Origin of the sequence: Companilactobacillus kimchiensis (assembly GCF_001438805.1) — a bacterium.
In the GTDB taxonomy this organism is placed as follows: domain Bacteria; phylum Bacillota; class Bacilli; order Lactobacillales; family Lactobacillaceae; genus Companilactobacillus; species Companilactobacillus kimchiensis.
On record NZ_JQCF01000013.1, the window covers coordinates 23,314 to 45,690 of the forward strand.

At 33.8% G+C, this 22,377-nt stretch carries 18 protein-coding genes; 14 read left to right on the forward strand and 4 right to left on the reverse strand.

Annotation, left to right across the window (positions count from 1 at the left end):
- Positions 1-56 precede the first annotated feature (56 nt).
- Complete coding sequence (coaBC, locus tag IV57_RS07700) at positions 57-1,253, reverse strand: bifunctional phosphopantothenoylcysteine decarboxylase/phosphopantothenate--cysteine ligase CoaBC (RefSeq protein WP_057880937.1); 1,197 nt, start codon at positions 1,251-1,253, stop codon at positions 57-59.
- A 410-nt stretch (positions 1,254-1,663) separates the two neighbouring features.
- Here coaBC and IV57_RS07710 point away from each other — a divergent pair, with 410 nt between their 5' ends.
- Both IV57_RS07710 and IV57_RS07715 read left to right on the forward strand, forming a co-directional pair.
- The gene (locus IV57_RS07710) at positions 1,664-4,078 is read left to right on the forward strand and encodes a YfhO family protein (protein ID WP_157051936.1); all 2,415 of its coding nucleotides are present in this window, start codon (positions 1,664-1,666) and stop codon (positions 4,076-4,078) included.
- A gap of 70 nt (positions 4,079-4,148) precedes the next feature.
- Positions 4,149-6,779: a glycoside hydrolase family 3 protein gene (locus IV57_RS07715; RefSeq protein ID WP_057880940.1), complete on the forward strand. Its 2,631-nt coding sequence runs from the start codon at positions 4,149-4,151 to the stop codon at positions 6,777-6,779.
- Between the two features lie 114 nt (positions 6,780-6,893).
- Here the strand turns inward: IV57_RS07715 and IV57_RS07720 are convergent, their stop codons facing one another.
- The gene (locus tag IV57_RS07720; protein ID WP_057880941.1) at positions 6,894-7,442 is read right to left on the reverse strand and encodes an NADPH-dependent FMN reductase; all 549 of its coding nucleotides are present in this window, start codon (positions 7,440-7,442) and stop codon (positions 6,894-6,896) included.
- A 316-nt stretch (positions 7,443-7,758) separates the two neighbouring features.
- Between IV57_RS07720 and IV57_RS07725 the strand changes: the two genes are divergently transcribed.
- The 6 genes from IV57_RS07725 (at position 7,759) to IV57_RS07750 (ending at position 13,415) form a co-directional block, all read left to right on the forward strand.
- The gene (locus IV57_RS07725) at positions 7,759-8,430 is read left to right on the forward strand and encodes an RlpA-like double-psi beta-barrel domain-containing protein (protein WP_057880942.1); all 672 of its coding nucleotides are present in this window, start codon (positions 7,759-7,761) and stop codon (positions 8,428-8,430) included.
- Between the two features lie 137 nt (positions 8,431-8,567).
- Positions 8,568-9,563, forward strand: coding sequence for a zinc-binding alcohol dehydrogenase family protein (locus tag IV57_RS07730; protein WP_057880943.1), 996 nt, complete (start codon positions 8,568-8,570; stop codon positions 9,561-9,563).
- A gap of 208 nt (positions 9,564-9,771) precedes the next feature.
- Positions 9,772-10,698 (forward strand): sugar phosphate isomerase/epimerase family protein, encoded by a 927-nt coding sequence (locus tag IV57_RS07735; RefSeq protein ID WP_057880944.1) that lies wholly within the window; start codon positions 9,772-9,774, stop codon positions 10,696-10,698.
- 30 nt (positions 10,699-10,728) lie between these two features.
- A complete protein-coding gene (locus IV57_RS07740; protein WP_057880945.1) occupies positions 10,729-12,102 on the forward strand; it encodes a PTS transporter subunit EIIC in 1,374 nt (457 codons plus the stop codon).
- An 88-nt stretch (positions 12,103-12,190) separates the two neighbouring features.
- Positions 12,191-12,940 (forward strand): DeoR/GlpR family DNA-binding transcription regulator, encoded by a 750-nt coding sequence (locus IV57_RS07745; RefSeq protein WP_338025659.1) that lies wholly within the window; start codon positions 12,191-12,193, stop codon positions 12,938-12,940.
- A 10-nt stretch (positions 12,941-12,950) separates the two neighbouring features.
- Positions 12,951-13,415 carry a PTS sugar transporter subunit IIA gene (locus IV57_RS07750; protein WP_057880946.1) on the forward strand — a complete coding sequence of 155 codons (465 nt, stop codon included), beginning with the start codon at positions 12,951-12,953 and terminating at the stop codon, positions 13,413-13,415.
- A 92-nt stretch (positions 13,416-13,507) separates the two neighbouring features.
- On the opposite strand, the gene IV57_RS07755 is transcribed toward IV57_RS07750, so the two are convergent.
- The gene (locus IV57_RS07755; RefSeq protein ID WP_057880947.1) at positions 13,508-14,509 is read right to left on the reverse strand and encodes a LacI family DNA-binding transcriptional regulator; all 1,002 of its coding nucleotides are present in this window, start codon (positions 14,507-14,509) and stop codon (positions 13,508-13,510) included.
- 174 nt (positions 14,510-14,683) lie between these two features.
- Between IV57_RS07755 and IV57_RS07760 the strand changes: the two genes are divergently transcribed.
- Genes IV57_RS07760 through IV57_RS07775 form a run of 4 tightly spaced genes read left to right on the forward strand, consistent with a single transcriptional unit; the run spans position 14,684 to position 19,148 of the window.
- A complete protein-coding gene (locus IV57_RS07760; protein WP_057880948.1) occupies positions 14,684-16,060 on the forward strand; it encodes a glycoside hydrolase family 1 protein in 1,377 nt (458 codons plus the stop codon).
- A gap of 30 nt (positions 16,061-16,090) precedes the next feature.
- Positions 16,091-16,741, forward strand: a complete 651-nt coding sequence (rpe, locus tag IV57_RS07765; protein ID WP_057880949.1) for a ribulose-phosphate 3-epimerase — start codon at positions 16,091-16,093, stop codon at positions 16,739-16,741.
- A 3-nt stretch (positions 16,742-16,744) separates the two neighbouring features.
- Positions 16,745-17,248 (forward strand): ribose 5-phosphate isomerase B, encoded by a 504-nt coding sequence (rpiB, locus tag IV57_RS07770; protein WP_057880950.1) that lies wholly within the window; start codon positions 16,745-16,747, stop codon positions 17,246-17,248.
- Between the two features lie 37 nt (positions 17,249-17,285).
- Positions 17,286-19,148: a beta-glucoside-specific PTS transporter subunit IIABC gene (locus IV57_RS07775; protein WP_057880951.1), complete on the forward strand. Its 1,863-nt coding sequence runs from the start codon at positions 17,286-17,288 to the stop codon at positions 19,146-19,148.
- 68 nt (positions 19,149-19,216) lie between these two features.
- Here the strand turns inward: IV57_RS07775 and IV57_RS07780 are convergent, their stop codons facing one another.
- Entirely contained in the window at positions 19,217-19,993 is a 777-nt protein-coding gene (locus IV57_RS07780; protein ID WP_057880952.1) for a Cof-type HAD-IIB family hydrolase, read from the reverse strand.
- A 97-nt stretch (positions 19,994-20,090) separates the two neighbouring features.
- Here IV57_RS07780 and IV57_RS07785 point away from each other — a divergent pair, with 97 nt between their 5' ends.
- Positions 20,091-20,840 (forward strand): response regulator transcription factor, encoded by a 750-nt coding sequence (locus IV57_RS07785; RefSeq protein ID WP_057880953.1) that lies wholly within the window; start codon positions 20,091-20,093, stop codon positions 20,838-20,840.
- Positions 20,840-22,330 carry a sensor histidine kinase gene (locus IV57_RS07790; protein WP_057880954.1) on the forward strand — a complete coding sequence of 497 codons (1,491 nt, stop codon included), beginning with the start codon at positions 20,840-20,842 and terminating at the stop codon, positions 22,328-22,330. Before IV57_RS07785 ends, IV57_RS07790 begins: the two co-directional genes overlap by 1 nt.
- Positions 22,331-22,377 lie beyond the last annotated feature (47 nt).

The window sequence follows — 22,377 nt, forward strand, 5'->3', positions numbered from 1 at the left end:
ATCATTTTTAGATTACTGCAGCTTGTTTGTTTAATGTTTAAAGACTGATTGTATTTTTAAAGCTTATTAGCGAGATAAAAATCCCAGAATTTTTTTGCAACGTCGATTTTCGACATTAAAGGCCAAGTATCAGGTGCTTGATTCTTTTGTAAAAGGGTGATTTTATTAGTATCGACTCCAAATCCAGCTCCCGCTGAAGCAACATTGTTAGCTAAAATGACATTAGCATTTTTACTATTGAGTTTCTTTTCGGCATTGGCCAAAAGATTTTGAGTTTCAGCGGCAAAACCAACGACGAATTGATTAGTTTTGGTAGCGGCGATAGTTTTAAGAATATCAGGGTTCTTAGTTAATTTGATGGTAAAGATATCTTCATCATCATTTTTTTTGATTTTTTGATCAGCTACATTGACCGGTTTGAAATCGGCCACAGCCGCAGCCATAACTAAAACGTCCGTTGTGGGAAAATATTCTTTTAGGGTAGTCATCAATTGATCAGCGGTTTGAATTTCAATCAGTTTGATGCCAGTTATATTGGTTTTAATAGTTGTGATCAAGGTAACGTCAGCGCCTAAGTCACGAGCGACTTGAGCCATAGCTAAGCCCATTTTACCTGAAGAACGATTACCAATATAACGAACAGGGTCGATAGCTTCCTTGGTACCACCAGCAGTAACGATAACCTTTTTGCCAGCTAATTTCTGATTGATGAAATTGGATTTAATGGCTGTTAAGATTTCAGGTAATTCAGGTAAGCGTCCTTTACCAGTCATGCCTTCAGCTAAGAAACCAATTGCCGGTTCAACAATTTGGACATGCATTTCCTGAAGTGTTGTTAAATTCTTTTGTACCGCCGGATTTTGGTACATATCGGTATTCATGGCAGGAAAAATTAATTTAGGGGCCTTAGTAGCGAGTAAACTAGTTGAAGCGATATCATCAGCCAACCCATTGGCCATTTTTCCAATAATGTTAGCCGTGGCTGGAAGTACAACGGCCAAATCAGTCCACAGAGCCAATTTAATATGGGGAATAAAGTCGTCAGTAGCGGTTTGTGGTGTAAAATTGTCGGTAATTACTGGTCTCTGACTTAAAGTAGCGAAAGTCAATGGTGTGACAAACTGTTGTGCGGCAGCAGTCATGATAACCTGGACTTTTGCTTCTTGTTTGATCAAAGCACGGACGACATTGAGTGCTTTATAAGCAGCGATGCCACCAGTTACGTAAAGGGCAATATGTTTATCCTTGAGCATTTCTTCACCTCAAAAAATTTTCTTACTACTATTATACCTGTTTTGAGGTATGATATGATTTTTCCATCAGGAGGATACCATGAATATTTATACAGCAGATATAATTTTATTTTTGTTATTAATTTCAGTTTTTAATGATCCACTCCTAAATATTTTCCGATTAGCACTTAATTGGAATTTTTTATTCAGTGAAGTTGTCATTGGTTTAATTTTATTGATAATACTGTGGTTGATTCATAAATATGTTTTACGGAAATATATTTTTAAGAAATAAATAATCATGGTTTACAATTCGTCAAATTAATTTAATTCCTTATATTTGAAAGTCACATTGTCTATTGATTAGACTGGTTTTAATCAATGGACAATGTGACCTTTTTTGTTTAAAAAATTATCGGGAAGTGAAAACTTTGACGAAACTAAAGAGACAGCTTTATTATCTGTTAGCATTTATGATTCCCCTGATTTTGATGATCATAATATTTTGGTGTACTGGACTAACACCTTTTGGAAATCATAATTTGATGTTCGGGGATGTTGGTACTCAATATATTGCTTTTTTGACCTACTTTCGACAACAACTAACCAATTTCAATGGGGCGTTTTATTCATTCAGTTTATCCTTGGGTGATAATTTCTTTGATCTGTTTTCATACTATCTCTTAAGTCCCTTTAACTTAATTTTATTATTATTTCCTGTCAATCAAGTTCCAAAGGCGTTTAATGTGATTATTCTTTTAAAGATAGCCACGATTGGTCTGAGTGGAGCATATTTTTTTCAGAAATTTTATCAGAATAGAAAATTGAGTAATCTTTTATTTTCCACAGTTTATGCACTGTGTGGTTTTGTGGCGTTATATTTTTATAATCTGATGTGGTTGGATGCTCTGATCTTGCTACCTTTAGTAACTTTGGGAATTCAACAAATATTTTATCAGCAGAAGAGTAATTTATACATTTTCAGTTTACTTTTAACGATTATCACCAATTATTATATGGGTTATATGATGTGTTTGTTTTCAGTGATTTATTTCTTGTATTTGGGTCTATTAAATCGTCAATTGAAAGTACAAGTGGTAGGACGATATTTAGTTTCTTCTATTATATCGGGATTGTTGAGTTTAGTAATTGTGTTGCCAACGATTTTAGCAATGCTGCAGAGTAGTAAAGAAAAAATAAATCTACATAATTTTTTACCTATACCCGAATTTGGCAAGTCCAGTTTGATTCAATTCGGAGTGGTTGGTAATACGATAATCAAGCGGACTTCTCCGGGTCCAGAAGTGTTTATGACTAGTTTTATTCTGATATTATTAATAACCTTCTTTTTGAATCAACAAATCAATCAACGGCAAAAGGCGGCTGCTGGGGCGATATTAGTGATTCTTTTTTTAGGAATGTATTTGCTGACATTTAATACTGTTTGGCATATGTTTCAACCACCAGTCGGGTTACATTTTAGAAATGTTTACTTCTTTAGCTTTATAGCAATTACCTTGGCATATGAGAGTTTTCATGCAGGAATTAGGCAACATGATTTGGTGATAGCGATAATTTTGACGATATTGATAGTAAGTGTCGGTTATATCTTTGCTAATAAAAATCGGCAATATGTATCAATCAATTATTTATATTTGAGTTTAGGTTTTATTTTAACTACTGGGTTATTAATGAATTTTTTAGAGGCAAACGTTTTTTTTAAATATTTGTTATCGTTCATAGTTGGTTTAGAATTAGTTATCAATTTTGTTGGCGGATTACAGGGGGGTAGTTTTGGTCAGGAAAAATTTTATCAAAAGTATTATCAAATTGAGTCTAAAACGTATCAAGAAATCAATAAAAACAACCACACATTTTATCGGATAACTAATTTAAATCCCTTAATTGATCAGACCGATAGTATTTTGGACAGTAATAATAATGATCCATTATTTTTTAATAGTCGTGGTGTCAGTCTTTACAGTTCAACCTTTAATGCGAAAACTAGACAGATGTTGTTGGATCTTGGTTATTATGGACGCAATGTTAGAAGTATCAGTCCCAATGGTGCCACCAAATTGACAGATGCTTTGTTTGGTGTGAAATATCATATAATCGGACAGCAAGTCAGACAAACGCAGGCATTAGGAGTGGGGACGTTAGTAAATAAGCAATTGTTAAAGGTACGTTTGAAGCCAGGCAGTCCAATCAATAATCAGGAATATATCTGGCAAGCCATTAATGGAAATGAACAGAAATATTTTGTTCAGCCACAAATAACCTTTATTAAACCTCAGGAGTTAATAATTCACGGTAATCAACCAGGAAATTTGTATTTTATTAATCAAGCTTCAGTTCAGGCAATTGTAATCAATGGTAAGAAAATAATTCCAGATAGTTATTCTGACAAAATGGTAATTGATTTGGGTGATAAAGTCGTCAATCGGATTAAAATTATTGGGTCAGTTCATAATTTGAAAGAACAATTTTTTGTTCTGAATAATCAAAAATTATCTGCCTCAATTAAACATTTAAATCGCCAATCGTTAAAAGTACATAAAAATTTTAATGGTCAGAGGATAAATGGCAATATCAAGGTTACTTCAAGTAAGCAGATTTTGTTATTGAACATTCCTTACGATAAAGGTTGGCAAGTGACAGTTGATGGTCAAAAAATGCCGCTTGGTCAAACTATGGGCAATCTGAGTTATCTTCAATTATGTCAAGGAAAACATCAAATTGAATTAAATTATCAAGTTCCAGGATTAAAATTAGGCTCAGTGATTAGTTTAGGGACTTTTTTAACTTATCTTGGCTTTTGTTATAAACATAAATTAGACAGATGAATTTCGACCTTTGGTTTTGAAAAGTGTAAAATTAAGATAATTACATTTCCACCAAAGGAGAGAATTTTAGATGGAAAAAGTTATTTCACAACGAGAACTTGAAAATAAGGAATTAGCTAAAAAAGCCGCTGAAGAAGCGATTGTTTTGCTACAAAATAAAAATAATACTTTACCCTTAAAAAATAAGACAGTTTCCTTATATGGTAATGGTGCTTTCGCCACAATTAAAGGTGGCAGTGGTTCAGGAGATGTTAACCAACGTGACATGGTTAATATCATTGATGGACTTGAAGACCATGGGTTTACGATCACTTCCAAGTCATGGTTGGCAAGGTTACAACGTTATTATCGTCAAGAACAAAAACTTTATATGGAGAAGTTAAATGATGATCCGATGAGCTTGTTAGCACCAGCATTCAAATTTAAAGACCCTGAAATCAGTGAATTTGATGATGCTGCGACCGGAATTTATGTAATTGCTCGCAGTTCTGGTGAAAATTATGATCGTCGTAATAATAAAGGTGATTTTAAGTTGACTGATAATGAATTAGCCAACATCAAACAAATGAGTGAATATTACAATAATAGTGTCGTCTTTTTGAATGTTGGTGGTGTAATGGATACCAGTTTTGTCGAAGACTGTCCGATGCTTGATAGTATTGTATTGGTTTCACAATTGGGAATGACTAGTGGGGATGCTATTGCAGAGATTCTCGATGGTACGAAGACACCATCTGGTAAACTGACTGATACTTGGGCCTACGACTATGCTGATTATTCCAGCTCAGAAAATTTTGGAATGTCTAATCCAGAATATGCTGAAGGGATTTATGTTGGTTATCGTTATTTCGATAGTTTTGCTATTAAACCACGGTATGAATTTGGTTTTGGTCAAAGTTATGCCAAATTTTTCTTAAAAACTCCTAAGGTTGATATCAATGAGACTAGAATTAAATTAAATTTAGAAGTTGAAAATACTAGTGATAATTTTGCTGGTCAAGAAACAGTTCAAATTTATATTTCACAACCACAAACAGCTATTCCTACGCCATATCAAATGTTGGTTGATTACCATAAAACCAAACTTCTTCGTCCCAAGGCGCAACAGGATTTGGATTTTGAAATCCCCATTAGCGACTTAAGTATTTTTGATGAAGAATTGGGAGCTTATGTTTTGGTGCCAGGAACCTATTTGGTTAGAAGTGGTAATAGCTCTCGTAATACTAAAGTCGTGGCTAGTTTTAAATTAGATGAAAAAGTTATTTTAAAGAAAGTTAATGATGGTTTAAAACCTAGAATTGATCCAACAACTTTGACTAAAAACAAAGTGGAATTAAAGCAAGTCAGCAATGTTCCTTTCTTTATTTTGAAAGCAGCCAATTTTGCTGAGACGGAATTTGTTCAATATCAGGAAGAGTCTGATGTAACAACCTTTGTATCTGAACGTGAAAATTTACCTGGATCTGGTTATGATCAAGCAATTGAAGATGTCCGGAATGCTGCTGGCAAAACGTTAGCTGATGTGTCTGACGGGGAAGTTGAATTAGCTGAATTTATTGCTAGCCTCAGTGATCAACAACTAGTGAATATTGTTGAAGGACAACTTTCACAGACTGACAATGGGCCGGTTGGTATTTCCTCTGATTTAGTTCCTGGCGCAGCGGGACAAACTGGTGCAATTGAAGAGAAACGGATTCCATCAATTGTCATGGCAGATGGACCAGCGGGTATTCGAGTTGATCCAATTTTCGAAAGAAATGGACAAAAAATAACTCATTACGCAACTGCTTGGCCAATTGGCACAGCCTTAGCTCAAACTTGGAATAAGAATTTACTTGAAAAAATCGGGTTTGCTATTGGAACTGAAATGAAGGAATTTGGTGTTGATCTCTGGTTGGCTCCAGGAATGAATATTCATCGAGATCCACTGGGGGGACGTAATTTTGAGTATTTCTCAGAAGATCCTTATTTGTCTGGAACGATGGCGGCTTATGAAACTAAGGGCGTGCAATCTCATCCAAAACTTGGTGTGACGATCAAACATTTCTTGGGTAATAATCAAGAAAGTCATCGTAATTACGGTAACAGTGTTATTGGTGAACAAGCTTTACGTGAAATTTATTTACGCAACTTTGAGATTGCCATTAAATTATCTCAACCAACGGCAATTATGACAGCCTATAATCGAGTCAATGGTATTTTCGCGGGTGCAAATTTTGCTTTATTGACCAATATCTTACGTGATGAATGGCACTTTGATGGTTCAGTTATGACAGACTGGTTCAGTTCAGCTGACCCTAAGCAGAGTATGCATGCGGGTAATGATTTAATTATGCCGGGGAATTCTAAATCGGAGTTGATGAGCGCTGTTAGTGATTTTGGACCTGAGTTTGATAGTCTGGGCAATATTAAGATTAAAAAAGATTACGATATGTTGAAAAAAGAATTTGTTAAAACGGAAATGTGGAATGACTTCATGATTGACCCCGACGGAGCAATCGTTGTCAAAGTTAGAATCGGTCAGGATTCAAATTTAAACGAACAAGTTAAAACTTGGATCTATAATGGCGAGGCCCAAATTGTTGATGATGAGCATATTCTCTTGAATGGTAAATGGAAAGATAATAATGATTTGTATCTAGGTGATCTTCAAAAATCGGCTATTAATGTTTTGAAATTAGTTTTGAAATTGAAATTTTAGTTAATAATAAATATTTAGAGTAAAAAATCCCTGTATTGATTGGTAATAACCAACTAATACAGGGATTTTAGTATATTGTAAATTTTCTTCTAATGAATAATAAACTAGTTGATTTTAGTATCTATCAAGTAAGTCAACATAAGCGTCAACGATACTCTGTAGGAAACCAACAGTGCCTTCAGCAACATTACCATCATCATCAAGAATCTTAGTAACATTTCCGATATAAGCTTCTGGTTGTTGTAATGCAGGCATATTCAAAAATACTAATGATTGACGTAGGACATGGTTAGCACCGAAACCACTAATAGCACCAGGTGATACACTGACGATAGCAGCAGGTTTGTTATTCCAAGCATTTTGACCGTAAGGACGTGAACCAACATCAAGTGCATTCTTTAAGCCACCGGGGATTGAACGATTGTATTCAGGTGTAACGAATAATACACCATCAGCAGCCTTAATTTGGTCTCTGAATTCAGTATATGTGGCAGGGACGTTCTCAGGTGTATCGATATCTTCGTTATAAAGTGGCAAGTTACCAATCTCAACAAATTCGGGTTCATAACCACTTGGGAACAACTTCATTAGATTTCTAGCAATTTGTTTTGAAAATGATCCTTTACGTAAACTACCTACAACAACAGCGATTTTTTTAGACATTTAAAATTCCTCCATCTCATTCGATATTTCTAAATTATCACAAATAATTTTTTCTCACAAATATTTGTTCTCGCAAACAAATATTTTTTTATTTTATATAGTAAACGATTGCAAAAAATTGTATGAAATATCACAATCTTTTGCAAAAATGGCAAAAAGTTAAATATGCCTGAAATATTTATAAATATATGACCTTCATTACGAAAATGTTACAAAAAAATCATCCAACTGATTTTTTTTATTCTGCCTGTAATATGTTTGTCACATTCGTCTTGTATAGTGACATCTGGTAAACATACAACCGGGGAGAGATTAGTTGCTAAAGCAAATTAAATTAGATGCACTACTTATTATCAGTTTGATCGTCACAGGGGGAATGGGTTACTCAGTAGCCTATGCGGCAGATTCATCATCAAGCCAAGTAAGTAATACAACAGATTTTCAAAAAACATTAACTAATTTGGAAACAAAAAAAACAGTTAATGAAGGTGCTGACACACTAAACAAAAAAGTCTCATTATCAGACAACAAGGAATTTATGCCAGGTATCAAACATAGTGAAAAGGATCCAAACATGGGAGATGTCACTTCAACTCAAAATAACCAGGAAGTCGATCATGCACCAGTCCAAGAATCACAACCAGAACAAATTGAAGCTTCACAAAAAGCCATCACTCAATCAGCCTCTGAGGCTCCAGTAGAAATGCAATCAACAAGTCACAATGTTGGTACATTTAAAATTAGTTTTTATGATCCAGCTGTCCTTGGATCAGATATGGGTTATTCAGGAGTTGCTACAAATTTGAGTGTGATTCCTCGTTGGTCACGCTTAAAGATTACATCAGCTCAAGGGGACGTTTGGTATCGAACAGTTAATGATACCGGAACCTTTGCCTATGACAATCCTTATCAAATCGATATGGCCATGCCTAATGATATGATTCCTTCTTACGGAATTACTAGCGCTACGGTTGAGATTTTAAGTTAGAACTAGAAAAATACATTTTAATAGGAAAGTCGATCTTGCCATCTAAGGTAAGATCGATTTTTTGTTTGCGGGGGATAAAAATTCTAATAAATAGTTTTTTATTATAGAATTGAGGTATTAAAAGGAAGGTTAGATAAATGAAAGCATATGGTGTAACTGATAATAAGTTGACTAGTTTTGTTGAATTTGAAAAAAAGCAGGAAACTCCTAATGGACGTGATCTGCTAGTTAAAATCGAGGGTATTTCAATTAATCCAGTTGATATCGCCACTAGAAAGAATATTGCGGATGAACTGACAAACCCTAAAATTTTAGGATATGACGGATACGGTACCGTTGATAGTATTGGTTCAGACGTCAAGAATTTTAAAGTCGGAGATAAAGTTTTTTTTGCTGGTGACTATACTCGTGATGGTTCAAATCAGGAATATGAAATTATTGATGAACGGATTGTTGCCCATGCGCCTAAGGAAACATCAGTTGAAAAAAGCGTTGCTATGCCACTGGTTACCTTAACCGCCAGTGAGTTGTTATTTGAGAAGTTGCAGATTGATCCAGCCGCCGATAATCGATCTAAAACGGTTTTAATTATTAATGGAGCTGGTGGAGTGGGTTCAATTGCTATCCAATTGGCTCATACAGCCGGTTTAAGAGTAATTGCCACTGCCTCGACTGAGGAGAAGGTTAAATGGGTCAAAGACCTAGGAGCCGATCTTGTGGTTAATCATCATGAGGATTTAATCAAACAAGTCCGGGACTTGGGAATTGAGAATGTCGATTATATCATTGGACTTAGTGATAACGACCCTCATTGGAACGAAATTGTAGAATTGATCAAACCATTTGGAACTTTTGCTACCATTACCAATCTACGTGAATCACAGATAGAAGATTTGAAAGAGAAGTCCGTTAATTTTGCTTGGGAATGGATGTTTACCAAAGCTAAGTTCAGATTGGATTCTATGTCAGATCAAGGAGCTTATTTGGAAAAATTGGCTGATGGTTTAGACAGTGGGATGATTCAATCGACCGTTACTAAGGTATTCCATGGATTTAATTTGGAAAATATTAAGAAGGCTACTGAATTGGTTGAAGGTGGTCATATGATGGGTAAGGTTGTTATTAGAAAATAATATATGAGAAATATCGTTAATTGATGATAAGAGAATATTAAAAAAGAAGCTGATGAATAAATATTTCATTAGTTTCTTTTTTTTGTAGTTTTTTATAAAAAATCAGTGATAATCACCATTTGATGAAATTTGATGATTTTATTTGAATATATTTGAATATAAATGAAAAATGATGCTATAATAGAAAACGTTTACAGGAGGAATAATAATGAAATTAGCAACAAGAATTAATTCTTTTTTACCGGTCAATGATAATAATATGGATAAAGTTTTTGATCAATTTCAAAAATTAGGTTTAGGGTATGTGGATCTTAATTATCCTGAGCATACAGATGGATTTAGTCCCAAAGAAATGAAAGCATTATTGGATGGCCATAATTTGAAATTAAATGGTGTTGCATTAAGATTCAAGAATGATTTTGTTAACGGTGACCTGACAAATAATGATGACTCAGTATCTAAAGAAGCAATTGAATTATGCAAATCTGCTGCAGATTATTGTAGAAAGGCTGGAGGAAACGTAGTAACAATTTGGATGGCGCATGATGCCTTTGATTACAGTTTCCAAATTAATTATTTAAAAGTGTGGAATCAATTAAGATGTGCCTTTCAAGAGATTGCCGACTATGCACCAGATTTAAAAATCAGCATTGAATATAAGCCATTTCAACCCAGGGCGTATGCTTTTATTGATTCAATGGGTGTTACTGGAATGATGGTTAAAGAAATTGATAGAAGAAATGTTGGAATAACATTAGATTATTGTCATATGTTAATGAAACACGAAAATCCAGCTTTTGCAGCTGATATTTTTGGTTCACGAAAGAAATTGTTTGGGATTCATATAAATGATGGTTATGGATTAAACGATGATGGACTAATGATCGGAACTGCTAGTCCATTTAAGACACTTGAATTTTTGTATTATGTTAAAAAACATAATTATAATGGAATGTTTTATTTTGATACTTTTCCCGTGATAGAAAACGCAACCGATGAATGCCAAGCAAATATTGACATGATTAAAAAATTGGATTCGCTTATTGATTCTGTGGGAATGGAAAAGATTAGTGAGATTATAGAAAAAAATGATGCGATTGCTGCTCATAAATTAATGATTGGTTTCTTAAAATAAACTTAGAAAAACTCTGGGGGAGTTGAAAGTATGGATTATAAAAAGACGGCCATTGAAATACTTAAAGCAGTAGGTGGAAAAACAAATATTGCTAACATGACACATTGCGCAACAAGATTGCGTTTGAACTTAAAGGATGAATCAATTGTCGATGATACCAAAGTAACTGATATTGATGGTGTTATAAATATTGCTCGAGCGGCCGGTCAGTATCAAATATTAATCGGTATCGAGGTTCCCAAGGTATATGCCGAATTTGAAAAAGCAGTTGGCGGTAATGAAACATTGGAAGAAGCCAACGATGGTTCCCAAAAGTCGGGTAGTATAATTAGTAATATTTTCTCTGCAATTTCTAGTATTTTTGCTCCATTACTACCAGCCTTAGCTGGATCAGGTATTTTAAGAGGGATATTAATACTATGTGTTCAATTAGGTTTAATAAATGAAAAAAGTGGTACATATACTATTTTTTATGCCGCATCAATGAGTGTATTTTATTTTTTACCAGTACTTTTAGCTTTTACGTCTGCAAAAAGATTTGGAGCGAGTCCTTATCTTTCCGCAATTATAGGTGGGGCATTATTATATCCAGATTTTATTAAATTAATGGGTACCCATGGTAATGGTGCCATGACCACATTTATGAAAATTCCAGTTGTTTTAATGAGTTATAATTCAACAGTTGTTCCAATTATTTTATCAATTTGGGTATTTTCATATCTATATAAGTGGTTGGATAAGTATGTTACTGAGAATTTAAAATTAGTAATTGTTCCATTAATTTCACTAGCAGTCATGATACCTTTAACTGTCATCGTAATTGGACCACTTGGTGTGTACGGTGGCGAAATGATAGCCAGGGTTGTTAACTGGGCTATTTTACATAGTCGTATTCTTGCTGGAATTCTAGTCGGTGGTGGTTGGAGTATCCTTGTTAGCTTCGGAATACATTGGGCTATCAATCCAATCATGATCAATAATATTGCCACAGTTGGATATGATTATATTTGTCCATTAACTTTCGCATGTAACTTTGCAGTTATCGGAGTAACTATTGGAGTTTGGTTAAAGGCTAAAGATTCTAAATTACGTAGCTTTTCTTTAACTGGTTTGGTTACTATTGTACTGTCTGCTATTATTGAACCAACTTTATTTGGACTTTTAGTAAAGAATCGAAAAATTTGGTTAGCACAAATAATTGGTGGTGCAGTCGGAGGTGCATATCTTGCACTTATGCATGTTGCAACAAATGCCTTTGTTTTTGGTAGCGTAACGACATTTCCAGCATTCATTATGAAGAATCAAAATAATTTTATTCAAGCAATGATAGGGTTATTAATTTCATTGATTGTTGGAGCTGTGTTGGCCTATTTCTTTACAAGTCGTGATGAGAAATTGGCTTAAAAGTAATTGTACGGAATGATTATCTAAATTAATTTGATATAATTATCCTTAATAAAGGTTATAAATGATGATGTAAAAAGGAATGACGATGATGATTCCATATGAACGACAAGAAAAATTATTAAAATTATTAAGAGAAAAAAGGCTTATAAAGATTGATTCTATCAGTAAGGAATTTCCTGATGTGTCAGCATCAACTTTAAGAAGAGATATAAAAGAACTGGAAAAATTAGGTAAAGTGGAATCAATGTATGGTGGAGCTGTAAAGTATCTATCAAATACTGATGAATTACCTATTTCAAAAAAATCATTAATTAATAAAAATGAAAAAGATGTCATTTCATCCTTAGCTGTTGACTTAGTTAATGATGGGGATAATATTTATGTTGATTCTGGATCTAATGGTTCTATTCTATTGGGAAAATTAATTCATAAAAATATTACAATTTATACTACAAATACGAGTGTTTTTAGACAGTCTATGAAAGATCTCAATGCAGATATAATTGTTGTCGGAGGATTATATAATCCAGTAACATCTTCTCTCAGTGGTTCATTTACTGAAGAAGGTTTAAAAAATATATTTTTTGATGAATCTTTTATTGGGGTCAATGGTATTGATCCTCAAAATGGTATAACAACCCCTAATATTTCAGAAGCCGTTAAAAAAAGAATTGTTAAAGAACATTCACGTAAAACCTATGTTCTTTGCGATAGCAGTAAGTTTTATCAAACAGCTAATGTTAAAGCATTTGATATTTCAGAAGCTGTTATTATATCAGACAAAATTGATGATGAACTTGCTGAATATACTCGATTTTTAGTGCCAGAAGGATAAGTGTTTAACAATGGGATTATTTTCAAAAAAAACAGAACTGTATGCGCCGGTTAGCGGTGTTATTAAATCAGTATTTGAAACAAGTGACGAACTTTTTTCCTCTAGATCAATGGGTGATGGTTTTATGATAGAACCTAATTCTAAGAATATTTACAGTCCCATAAAAGGGAAAATTGTCTCTGTATTTCCAACTAAGCATGCAATTGCTATTAAAACTAATAACCTCGAATTTTTGCTCCATATTGGAATAGATACTGTGGAGTTAAATGGAGAGGGATTTGAAATAAATATCTCTGAAAATGATAAAGTGGATCAAAATACTTTATTAGGAACTGTAGATTTTGATTTTATTAAAAAAATGGGTAAAAAGACTGATGTTATTTTTATTTGTACAAATTTGAATGAAACTCAAAAAATAACTTTGTTTGATGGTGATAAGATTAATCATTCGGATAATGTTGGCTTTATTAAATAACTAAATCTTTTGTCCAAATGTATTTGAATATAAAGAACTCCCATATTAGGATTAGTAATCCTGACATGGGAGTTCTTTATTTGTGAAGTATGTTAAAGGGTTGAATCTCGAGGCATTAATTCTACTGGAATTATAATTGATTCACTAGTAATTCCGGTAGAGTTAATTAAACCAATTAAATTTTCCACGGCTACCTGTGCAATACGATCAGTATCTTGTTTAACAGATGATAATGTAGGGTAAGTATGCTTATCTTGTGGTTCGTCATCAAAGCCAATGAGTTTAATGTCATTGGGGACAGACTTACCTAATTTCAATAAAGCTGATAATACTTCAATAGCAACAGTGTCATTAATAGCAAAAATACCGTCAATTTCAGGTTGACTTTTTAGAACTTTTTCCATCTTGATGGTTGTATTTTCAGTTGTCAAAGTGATTTGATTCCTAGAAGTGTCAAAGGGGAGACCATGCTTTTCTAAAGAATCTTTGAATCCCCGAAGTCTATCAGCACCAGATGAAGAATAATGTTTATGTGTTGCAATGATAGGATGCTTAGATCCTGAGTTAAATAGAGAATCAGTTGCATCTAATGCTCCTTGATAATGATCAGAGGCAATAAAAATTGTGTTTTTCTTATCTTTTGGTTTTCTATCAATACATATGAAAGGAATTTTTGAAGATGAACTCACTTTATTAATATCAAATGCTTTAGCACCAGAGATAACTATTAAACCGTCAATCCCCTTACTTTCCAACATCTTTAAATATGCTAATTCTTTATCTTCATCTCTAGCCGTATTACAAATAATTGTCGAATAACCGCATTTAAACAGAATCTTTTCAATTTTTTGAACTACAGTAGCAAAGAAATAATTACTAATATCAGGTACCAATATTCCAACTGAAAAGGATTTATTCATTCTTAAATTTTTGGCACTAAAATTGGTTTGATAACCTGTTTCTTTAATGACTTTTAAGACTTTTTTTCGGGTTTCTTCTGAGAAACGACCGTTATCGTTAATAACTCTTGATACTGTTGCGACAGAAACCCCACTTAACTGTGCAATATCTTTAATTGAATATTTTTTATCCATTGCAAATTCCTTAATCTCTCAAATTGTTTACTGAAATAGTTTTACATAGTTTACACCTTTGTTCAAATAGGGACATTGTTTTAGAAACCGTTGACATTTTATTTTTACGATGATACACTGTGTTTGTTGAGAAAACGATTACCCAATAAATAACGACTTGAAAGAAGGTTTAGCATGATTCATTTGAGTAATGATTTTCCAAAGGAGTTTAAGTGGGGAAGTTCAACCAATGCACAACAATTTGAAGGTGGATTTCAAGAGGGCAATAAAGGGCTTTCAATTGCTGATGTTCGTAAAAATGATGGCAATCAAAATGAATCGGATTTTGATGACTTTAAGACTGCTTCAGATCATTATCACCGTTATAAAGAAGATATTAAATATTACGGTGAAATGGGATTTCAAATCTATCGATTTACAATGAGTTGGTCAAGAGTTTTTCCTAATGGTGATGACATTGAACCAAATGAAGAGGGGTTAAAATTTTACGATAATGTATTAACAGAATTAGAGAAGTATCATATTGAACCTGTGGTCACTTTGTACGCATATGATTTACCACTGCATTTGTTGAAAAAATATAATGGTTGGATGAGTAGAAATATAATTTTAGATTATTCTCATTATGTACGTACAGTAGTTAAATACTTCAAAGGTAGAGTTAAATATTGGATACCATTTAATGAGCAAAATTATCTGTTACTTGATTCAAAATATATGTCTGGATATCAGACTAAGAATCAAACTGAACTTTTCCAAATGCAACATAATTTTAATTTAAGTTATGCTAATGCTGTTAAGATTGTTCATGATATTGATTCGAAAGCTAAGGTTGGCGGTAATATTGGTAATAGTTGTGTTTACCCCAAGACTTGTAATCCGTTAGATGTTGAAAAAGCAGACAATGTTATGAAGAGAATAGGATATGGTCCAGCAGATGTTGATTTTAAAGGTCAATATTCAGCATATTATCTTAATAGCTTTAAGGATGTTAATTTTAATGAAATTATTCAAGATAATGATTTGAAATTATTAAATTCAGTTAAACCTGATTTTATGTCGTTAACGTATTATATGTCTTCGGCAATAGGATCTAATGATAATGTTGATTCTATGAATGCAATAAAGTCACCGAACCCATATTGTAAAACGACTGACTGGGGATGGACGATTGATCCGTACGGCTTTAAGCATTATTTGGAGGATTTTTATCAACGATATCAGTTACCAATTTTAATTTTAGAAAATGGTTTAGGCGCACATGATATATTGGAAAATAATAATCAGGTGCACGATGATTATCGAATAAAGTATTTGGCAAATCATATTGAAAGAATGAAAGAGGCTGTGGTAGATGGAGTTAAGGTTATTGGCTATCTAACTTGGTCGGCTACAGATCTTTATTCAACAAGAGAAGGATTTGATAAAAGGTATGGCTTTATTTACGTTGATAAAAATAATGATTTAAAACGTATTAAGAAAGATAGTTTTGAGTGGTATCAACACGTCATTAAAACAAATGGGCGTGATTTATCTTTGAGAATTGAGTAATCGATTTCTCAAAAAGGAAAAGAGTAAACTATGAAAAAATTAATTTGTCCATCATTAATGTGTGCAGACTTTACTGATATAAAAAATGAAATTAAACAATTGGATGATGCCGGAGTGGATGTCTTTCACATGGATGTCATGGATGGTGCATTTGTTCCTAATATGGCATTAGGAGTAGAAGATTACAAAGCTGTTCGGAGTTTAACAAAAACACCAATGGATGTACATCTAATGGTTAATAATCCCCAAAATTTTGTACCGGTATTTGCTAGCTTGGGGGCCAATATCATTTATATTCATCCAGATACTGATCCAATGCCATCTAGGACTTTGGCAAGTATTAGAGAAAAAGGAATTCATCCTGGAATTGCTATTAATCCGGGAGTATCGGTTGCCACAATCAAGGAATTACTTCCATTAGTTGATTATGTGTTGGTTATGACTGTTAATCCTGGTTTTGCAGGACAAGCATATTTGGAATATGTGAATGATAAAATTAAGGATTTATCTGAACTAAAAGATAAATATCAATTTCAATTGATGGTAGATGGGGCTATTTCCCCAGAGAAGATTAAACAATTATCAGAATTCGGAGTTAATGGTTTTATCGTTGGAACATCGTCATTATTTGGAAAAAATAAAAGTTATAAAAAAATTGTCAAAGAATTAAAGGAGCTATAAATTATGAAAAAAATTGCTATCGGATCAGATCATGTTGGTTATGAATTAAAACCAACAATTATTGAATATTTAAAAGAATTAGGTTATGAAGTTAAGGATTTCGGAACTGATTCAACTAAAAGAACTGACTACCCAATTTATGGGAAAAAAGTGGGGGAAGTAGTTGCTAGTGGTGAATATGATTTAGGAATTGTCATTTGTGGTACTGGTGTAGGAATTTCACTGGCAGCTAATAAGGTACCAGGTATTAGAGCTGTTGTTTGCAGTGAACCATATTCAGCACAACTGTCAAGAATGCATAATAACACAAATATTTTAGCTTTTGGATCACGAGTTGTAGGTCCTGAATTAGCCAAGATGATTGTAAAGACTTGGTTGGATGCAAGCTTTATTGGTGGTCGTCATGAACGTCGAGTAGATGAATTAGGGGCTATAGAAGATCGTGATGATAAGGAATTCAAAGATATTGAATTTTCAAAAAGTGACAAATACAAAGATAAAAATTAATACATAGTTTAAATATTGATGTATAGGAGCGACAATTATGTCAAACGAAAAATCTTTAGGGAAAAAGATTCTTGACTTGGTCGGTGGAGAAAAAAATATTTCTGGAATTACCCACTGTGCAACGAGATTGAGAATGCTTTTACGCGATGATTCAATTGCTAATAATCATAAAGAAGAAATAAAGGATCTTGATGGTGTTATTGACGTTGCAGAAACAGGTGGACAATATCAGGTAATCATTGGTCCAGCTGTTGCAAACGTCTATGATGACTTAGTTGATGGAACTAGTTTAAATAAAGAAACCAATGATACAGATTCAGAACCACAGAGTGGAAATGTTTTTTCAAGATTTTTGGATATTGTGGCAGCAATTTTTACGCCTTTACTACCGCTATTAGCTGGATCCGGTGTTCTTCGTGGTGTTGTTTTATTACTAGTCCAATTACACTGGCTTAGTGACACATCAGGAACTTATCATATTTTAACTGCTGCTTCGACGGCAGTGTTCTATTTCTTACCGATTCTTTTGGCAATAACATCAGCTGAAAAGTTTAAAGTTAATAAATATGTTGCTGCAGCTATTATGGGATCACTCATAATGCCGGAAATTACCAATATTATGGGTTCACATGGTAATGGTGTTGTTACACACTTCTTTGGTATTCCAATTGTTCTAATGCAATATACTTCAACTGTTATTCCTGCTATTTTAGCCATTTGGTGCTTGTCATACTTGGAACATTGGTTAAAGAAATTTATTCCAGAAAGTCTACAATTATTATTTGTTCCATTAATTTCATTATTCATTATGGTTCCATTAACAGCCGGATTATTTGGACCGTTTGGGGTTTACGTTGGTGAAGGAATTTCAACGGCTATCAACTTCTTAATGAATGCTAATGGTTGGGTTGCAGGTGCCATCGTCGGTGGTGCTTGGAATGTCTTCGTTATTTTCGGATTACAATGGGCTGTAAACCCAGTTATGATTCAAAATATTAGTAGATTAGGTCATGATCAAATTGTTCCATTAACAGCAGCTGCTAATTTTGGTATGGCTGGTGCTACTTTGGGAACATTTTTCAAGACAAATGATAAAAAGGTAAAAGCATACTCTATGTCTGCTTTACTATCAATCTTCTTTGCTGGTATTACAGAACCCTCTATTTATGGTATTGGTGTTAAATATAAGAAGCCATTGATTGCAGCTATTGCTGGTGGTGCCGTCGGCGGTGCCTTCATGGGTGGTATGCATGTTAAAGCATTTGCTTTCGCGTTTGGTGGATTAACAACTTTGCCTGCTTTTGTTGGTTCAACATTTGTAGCTTATGTTATTGGTTTAGCAATTTGTTTCGCAGTTTCCTTTGCGATTACTATGGTAATTGGTATTAATGAAGATGCCGCTACACAAACAAAGGCTGATTCTATTGGTAATGCGAAAGAATTATCTAATGAACTAATTCAACAACCATTGAGTGGACGAGTAGCTGATTTAGCTGAAGCCAATGATCCTGCATTTGCTTCAGGAGCTATGGGTCAAGGAATGGTTATTATACCTGATGATAGTACAGTTTATGCACCATTTGATGGTTCAGTTACAATGCTATTCAATACTCATCATGCTATTGGAATTACTTCTAATAAGGGTGCGGAAGTTATGATTCATATTGGTATTGACACAGTTAAATTGAATGGAAAATTCTTTACAGCTCTTGTTAAACAGGGAGATATTGTTAAAGTTGGTCAACCATTGATTAAATTTGATAAAGATAAAATTGAGGCTGCAGGATATGATCTTTCGACATTTGTAATTGTTACAAATACAAATGCATATAAAGATGTACGCTTAATTGCTGCAGACAATGGAACCCATGGTAGAGATACCTTGCAAGTTGCTTTATAAATTAAAATAAAAACATCTGTAATTCAAAGTCATAAAATGACTTAAAGAATTACAGATGTTTTTTTGCTCTAAATTAAATTAAAATGTTTCAAACCATTAACAATTCCACCGTTAACGTTTTCAGTGGTAACATAAGTAGCAGCGTCCTTAACGGTTTGGATACCGTTACCCATGGCAATGCCATAGTCTGCAAAGTTGATCATGGGAACATCGTTGGTACCGTCACCGAAAGCGTAGACTGGTTTATCTTCCAATTGCAATTCTTTTAGCAAGTGTTTGATACCACTCATTTTGGAAATATGTTTTTCGACGGTATCAATTGAGTGTTGACCAGTTTTATAAAAATGTAGTTCATCAAATAAATTTTGATATTTTTCTGATGGATCATCTGAAATTATAAAAATCATGGGAATATCATGATTTTTATAATAGCCAGGATTAACTTCAGGTAAGCTGAGGCTAACATTTTCAAAGAAATGTTTAACTGAAGGATTCATGGCTGTTAGATATGATTCGTGAGGTGCTAGAACGTTCACAGCATCTCCAAATTCAGTGGCTTGAGTGATTACTCGATCTAGTAGTTCAGGATCAATATTATTTTGATAAATAACTTTATCTTGTGATTGGACAAAAGCACCATTTAAAGTAATATAGGTATCAATACCAGTAGTACGTGTAGCGGCGTCGATTTCAATCGGTGAACGACCGGTGCTGATAACTGGTAAGTAGTTATTTTCTTTGAGTTTATGAACGGCCTGTGCTACGGAGTCGTCAACTTGAGAATGGGCATTTAGAAGAGTACCGTCGAGGTCAAAAAAGACGGTTCCACGATAATTATTTTGCAAGATAACACCAACTTATTTTTATTTTGTATACTAATATTATGGTAACAATTTTTATTCTAATGAGATAGCTTAACCTTTAAATATGGAGTGATAATTTATGAAGATTTTAATGATAGAAGATAATAAATCCGTTTCTGAAATGATGGGAATGTTTTTCCAAAAAGAAAAATGGGAAGCAAGCTTTGCTTATGATGGTAACGAAGCGGTCGATATGTTCAATGAGAGTCCTGATAAGTGGGATATGATCACCTTGGATCTTAATCTTCCAGGTAAGGATGGGATGGAAGTTGCTAAGGAAATCCGTAAGGTTTCTAAGACAGTTCCTATCATCATGTTAACAGCACGTGACACTGAAAGTGATCAAGTACTTGGTTTGGAATTTGGTGCGGATGATTACGTTACAAAACCATTCAGTCCGATAACTTTGATTGCAAGAATGAAGGCTATTCACCGTCGTGATGAAAACTTAGCTGAAAAATTGGCAGAGAACACTCCAGTTAACGCTGAAGTTGAGGAAGCTGATGATGGATTTGACATTAATACAGGATTCTTTAAGTTGAATTCTAATACTCGTGAGGCTTACTTGGGTGATAATGAAATTCCCGATTTAACACCGAAGGAATTTGATTTGTTAAAGACTTTGGCAAGCAAGCCCAAACAAGTCTTCTCACGTGAACAATTACTAGAACAAGTATGGGATTACGATTATTTTGGTGAAGAAAGAACCGTTGATGCTCATATCAAAAAACTTCGTCAGAAAATCGAAAAAGTTGGTCCACAAGTTATTGAAACAGTTTGGGGCGTTGGATATAAATTCGATGATTCAGGAGTAAAATCTAAGAAATAATGAAATTAATTTATCAAAATATGTTGAGCTTTTTAATTGTTATTTTAACAACTCTGGGAATTATTCTGTATTCCGTAACTAGTGCCTCAACTAATTGGGAATATAATCGTACTTATAAAAGTTTGGAAAGCTATGCTGGAAATTTAGAAAAAATAGCTTTGAAAACTGATCCTAAAACTGGTCAGATGCATAATATAACCGGCGATAATATTCGGACGGTTGAGCAGGTATTGTCAGAACGTAACGTACAATTTGCTATTTTTGACTATAATAATAATCAAGTTTATCCAACTGCACCAGCTAATGTTAAATTACATTTAAAAAAGTCCTATTGGACTAAATTGAAACAGGGTAAAACAGTTCGCAATATTCAGAAACCCCAAAATACCGCAGGTAATCCACGTTTACGAAAGGATGATAATCGGAGTTATGTTTATGTCCTGACGCCATGGTTTCAAAATGGTAAGTTGATTGCAGCAGTTTGGGCCGGTTCAGATGTTTCTGAATTGCAGACTAATATCGGTGAGATTAATAGTCGGCTTTACTTTGCACTGTTGATTTCATTATTAGCAGCAATTATTTTAAGTTTCTTATTGTCGAGGTATCAAGTCAATCGAATTAATCGTTTACGTAGTGCTACTAAGAAGGTTGCCAATAATGATTTCTCAGTTCATATTGAAAGTAAGGGCCGAGATGAATTGGATGATTTGTCGGATGACTTTAATCAAATGGTTAAGTCATTAGAAGCTTCTGATACCGAAATTAAGCGTCAAGAGCAACGTCGTAAGGAATTTATGGCTGATGCATCACATGAAATGAGAACACCGTTGACGACTATTAATGGACTTTTGGAGGGGCTAGCATATGATGCCATTCCAGAAGAGTCTAAAGGTCAAAGTATTCAATTGATGCGTAATGAAACCAAACGTTTGATCCGTTTAGTCAATGAAAATCTCGATTATGAAAAAATCAGAACCAATCAAATCACGATGGCTAAACGTGTCTTTGATGCAAATAAACCAATGCAGGATATTACTTCACAATTAGAGAAAAAGGCTAAGACATCAGGCGATGAATTGATTCTCAAGCCGTTTGATAGTGAACTCAAGACTTATGCCGATTACGATCGTTTTGTTCAAGTGATTTTTAATATCATGCAAAATGCTATTCAGTTTACTAATGATGGGAAGATCTTTATTAGTGGGACACGTGATGAAACACGTCATGCCTCAGTTTTCACTGTTTCTGATACTGGAATTGGAATGTCAGAAGATCAAGTTAAAAATATCTGGGATCGTTACTACAAAGCTGATCCTTCAAGAAAGAATCGTAAGTATGGCGAGTCTGGTTTAGGACTTTCAATCGTTCACCAATTGGTCGAAAATCATGGTGGTGAAATCGAAGTTAAGAGTAAAGTCAATGAAGGAACAACCTTTATTGTGACACTCTTTGATGAAGGTTTTGAACATAAAACTACTGGAAATGAATAACGAAGGTACACTCTGAAAAGAGTGTATTTTTTTGAGCAAAGTATAAA

Excerpts from the sequence above, each read along its gene's own strand:
- rpiB (WP_057880950.1), top strand. The coding sequence starts at position 16,745 with ATGAAAAAAATTGCTATCGGATCAGATCATGTTGGTTATGAATTAAAA.
- IV57_RS07715 (WP_057880940.1), top strand. The coding sequence starts at position 4,149 with ATGGAAAAAGTTATTTCACAACGAGAACTTGAAAATAAGGAATTAGCT.
- coaBC (WP_057880937.1), bottom strand. The coding sequence starts at position 1,253 with ATGCTCAAGGATAAACATATTGCCCTTTACGTAACTGGTGGCATCGCT.
- IV57_RS07730 (WP_057880943.1), top strand. The coding sequence starts at position 8,568 with ATGAAAGCATATGGTGTAACTGATAATAAGTTGACTAGTTTTGTTGAA.
- IV57_RS07750 (WP_057880946.1), top strand. The coding sequence starts at position 12,951 with ATGGGATTATTTTCAAAAAAAACAGAACTGTATGCGCCGGTTAGCGGT.
- IV57_RS07790 (WP_057880954.1), top strand. The coding sequence starts at position 20,840 with ATGAAATTAATTTATCAAAATATGTTGAGCTTTTTAATTGTTATTTTA.
- IV57_RS07735 (WP_057880944.1), top strand. The coding sequence starts at position 9,772 with ATGAAATTAGCAACAAGAATTAATTCTTTTTTACCGGTCAATGATAAT.
- IV57_RS07785 (WP_057880953.1), top strand. The coding sequence starts at position 20,091 with ATGAAGATTTTAATGATAGAAGATAATAAATCCGTTTCTGAAATGATG.
- IV57_RS07720 (WP_057880941.1), bottom strand. The coding sequence starts at position 7,442 with ATGTCTAAAAAAATCGCTGTTGTTGTAGGTAGTTTACGTAAAGGATCA.
- IV57_RS07740 (WP_057880945.1), top strand. The coding sequence starts at position 10,729 with ATGGATTATAAAAAGACGGCCATTGAAATACTTAAAGCAGTAGGTGGA.
- IV57_RS07775 (WP_057880951.1), top strand. The coding sequence starts at position 17,286 with ATGTCAAACGAAAAATCTTTAGGGAAAAAGATTCTTGACTTGGTCGGT.
- IV57_RS07760 (WP_057880948.1), top strand. The coding sequence starts at position 14,684 with ATGATTCATTTGAGTAATGATTTTCCAAAGGAGTTTAAGTGGGGAAGT.
- rpe (WP_057880949.1), top strand. The coding sequence starts at position 16,091 with ATGAAAAAATTAATTTGTCCATCATTAATGTGTGCAGACTTTACTGAT.
- IV57_RS07755 (WP_057880947.1), bottom strand. The coding sequence starts at position 14,509 with ATGGATAAAAAATATTCAATTAAAGATATTGCACAGTTAAGTGGGGTT.
- IV57_RS07745 (WP_338025659.1), top strand. The coding sequence starts at position 12,191 with ATGATGATTCCATATGAACGACAAGAAAAATTATTAAAATTATTAAGA.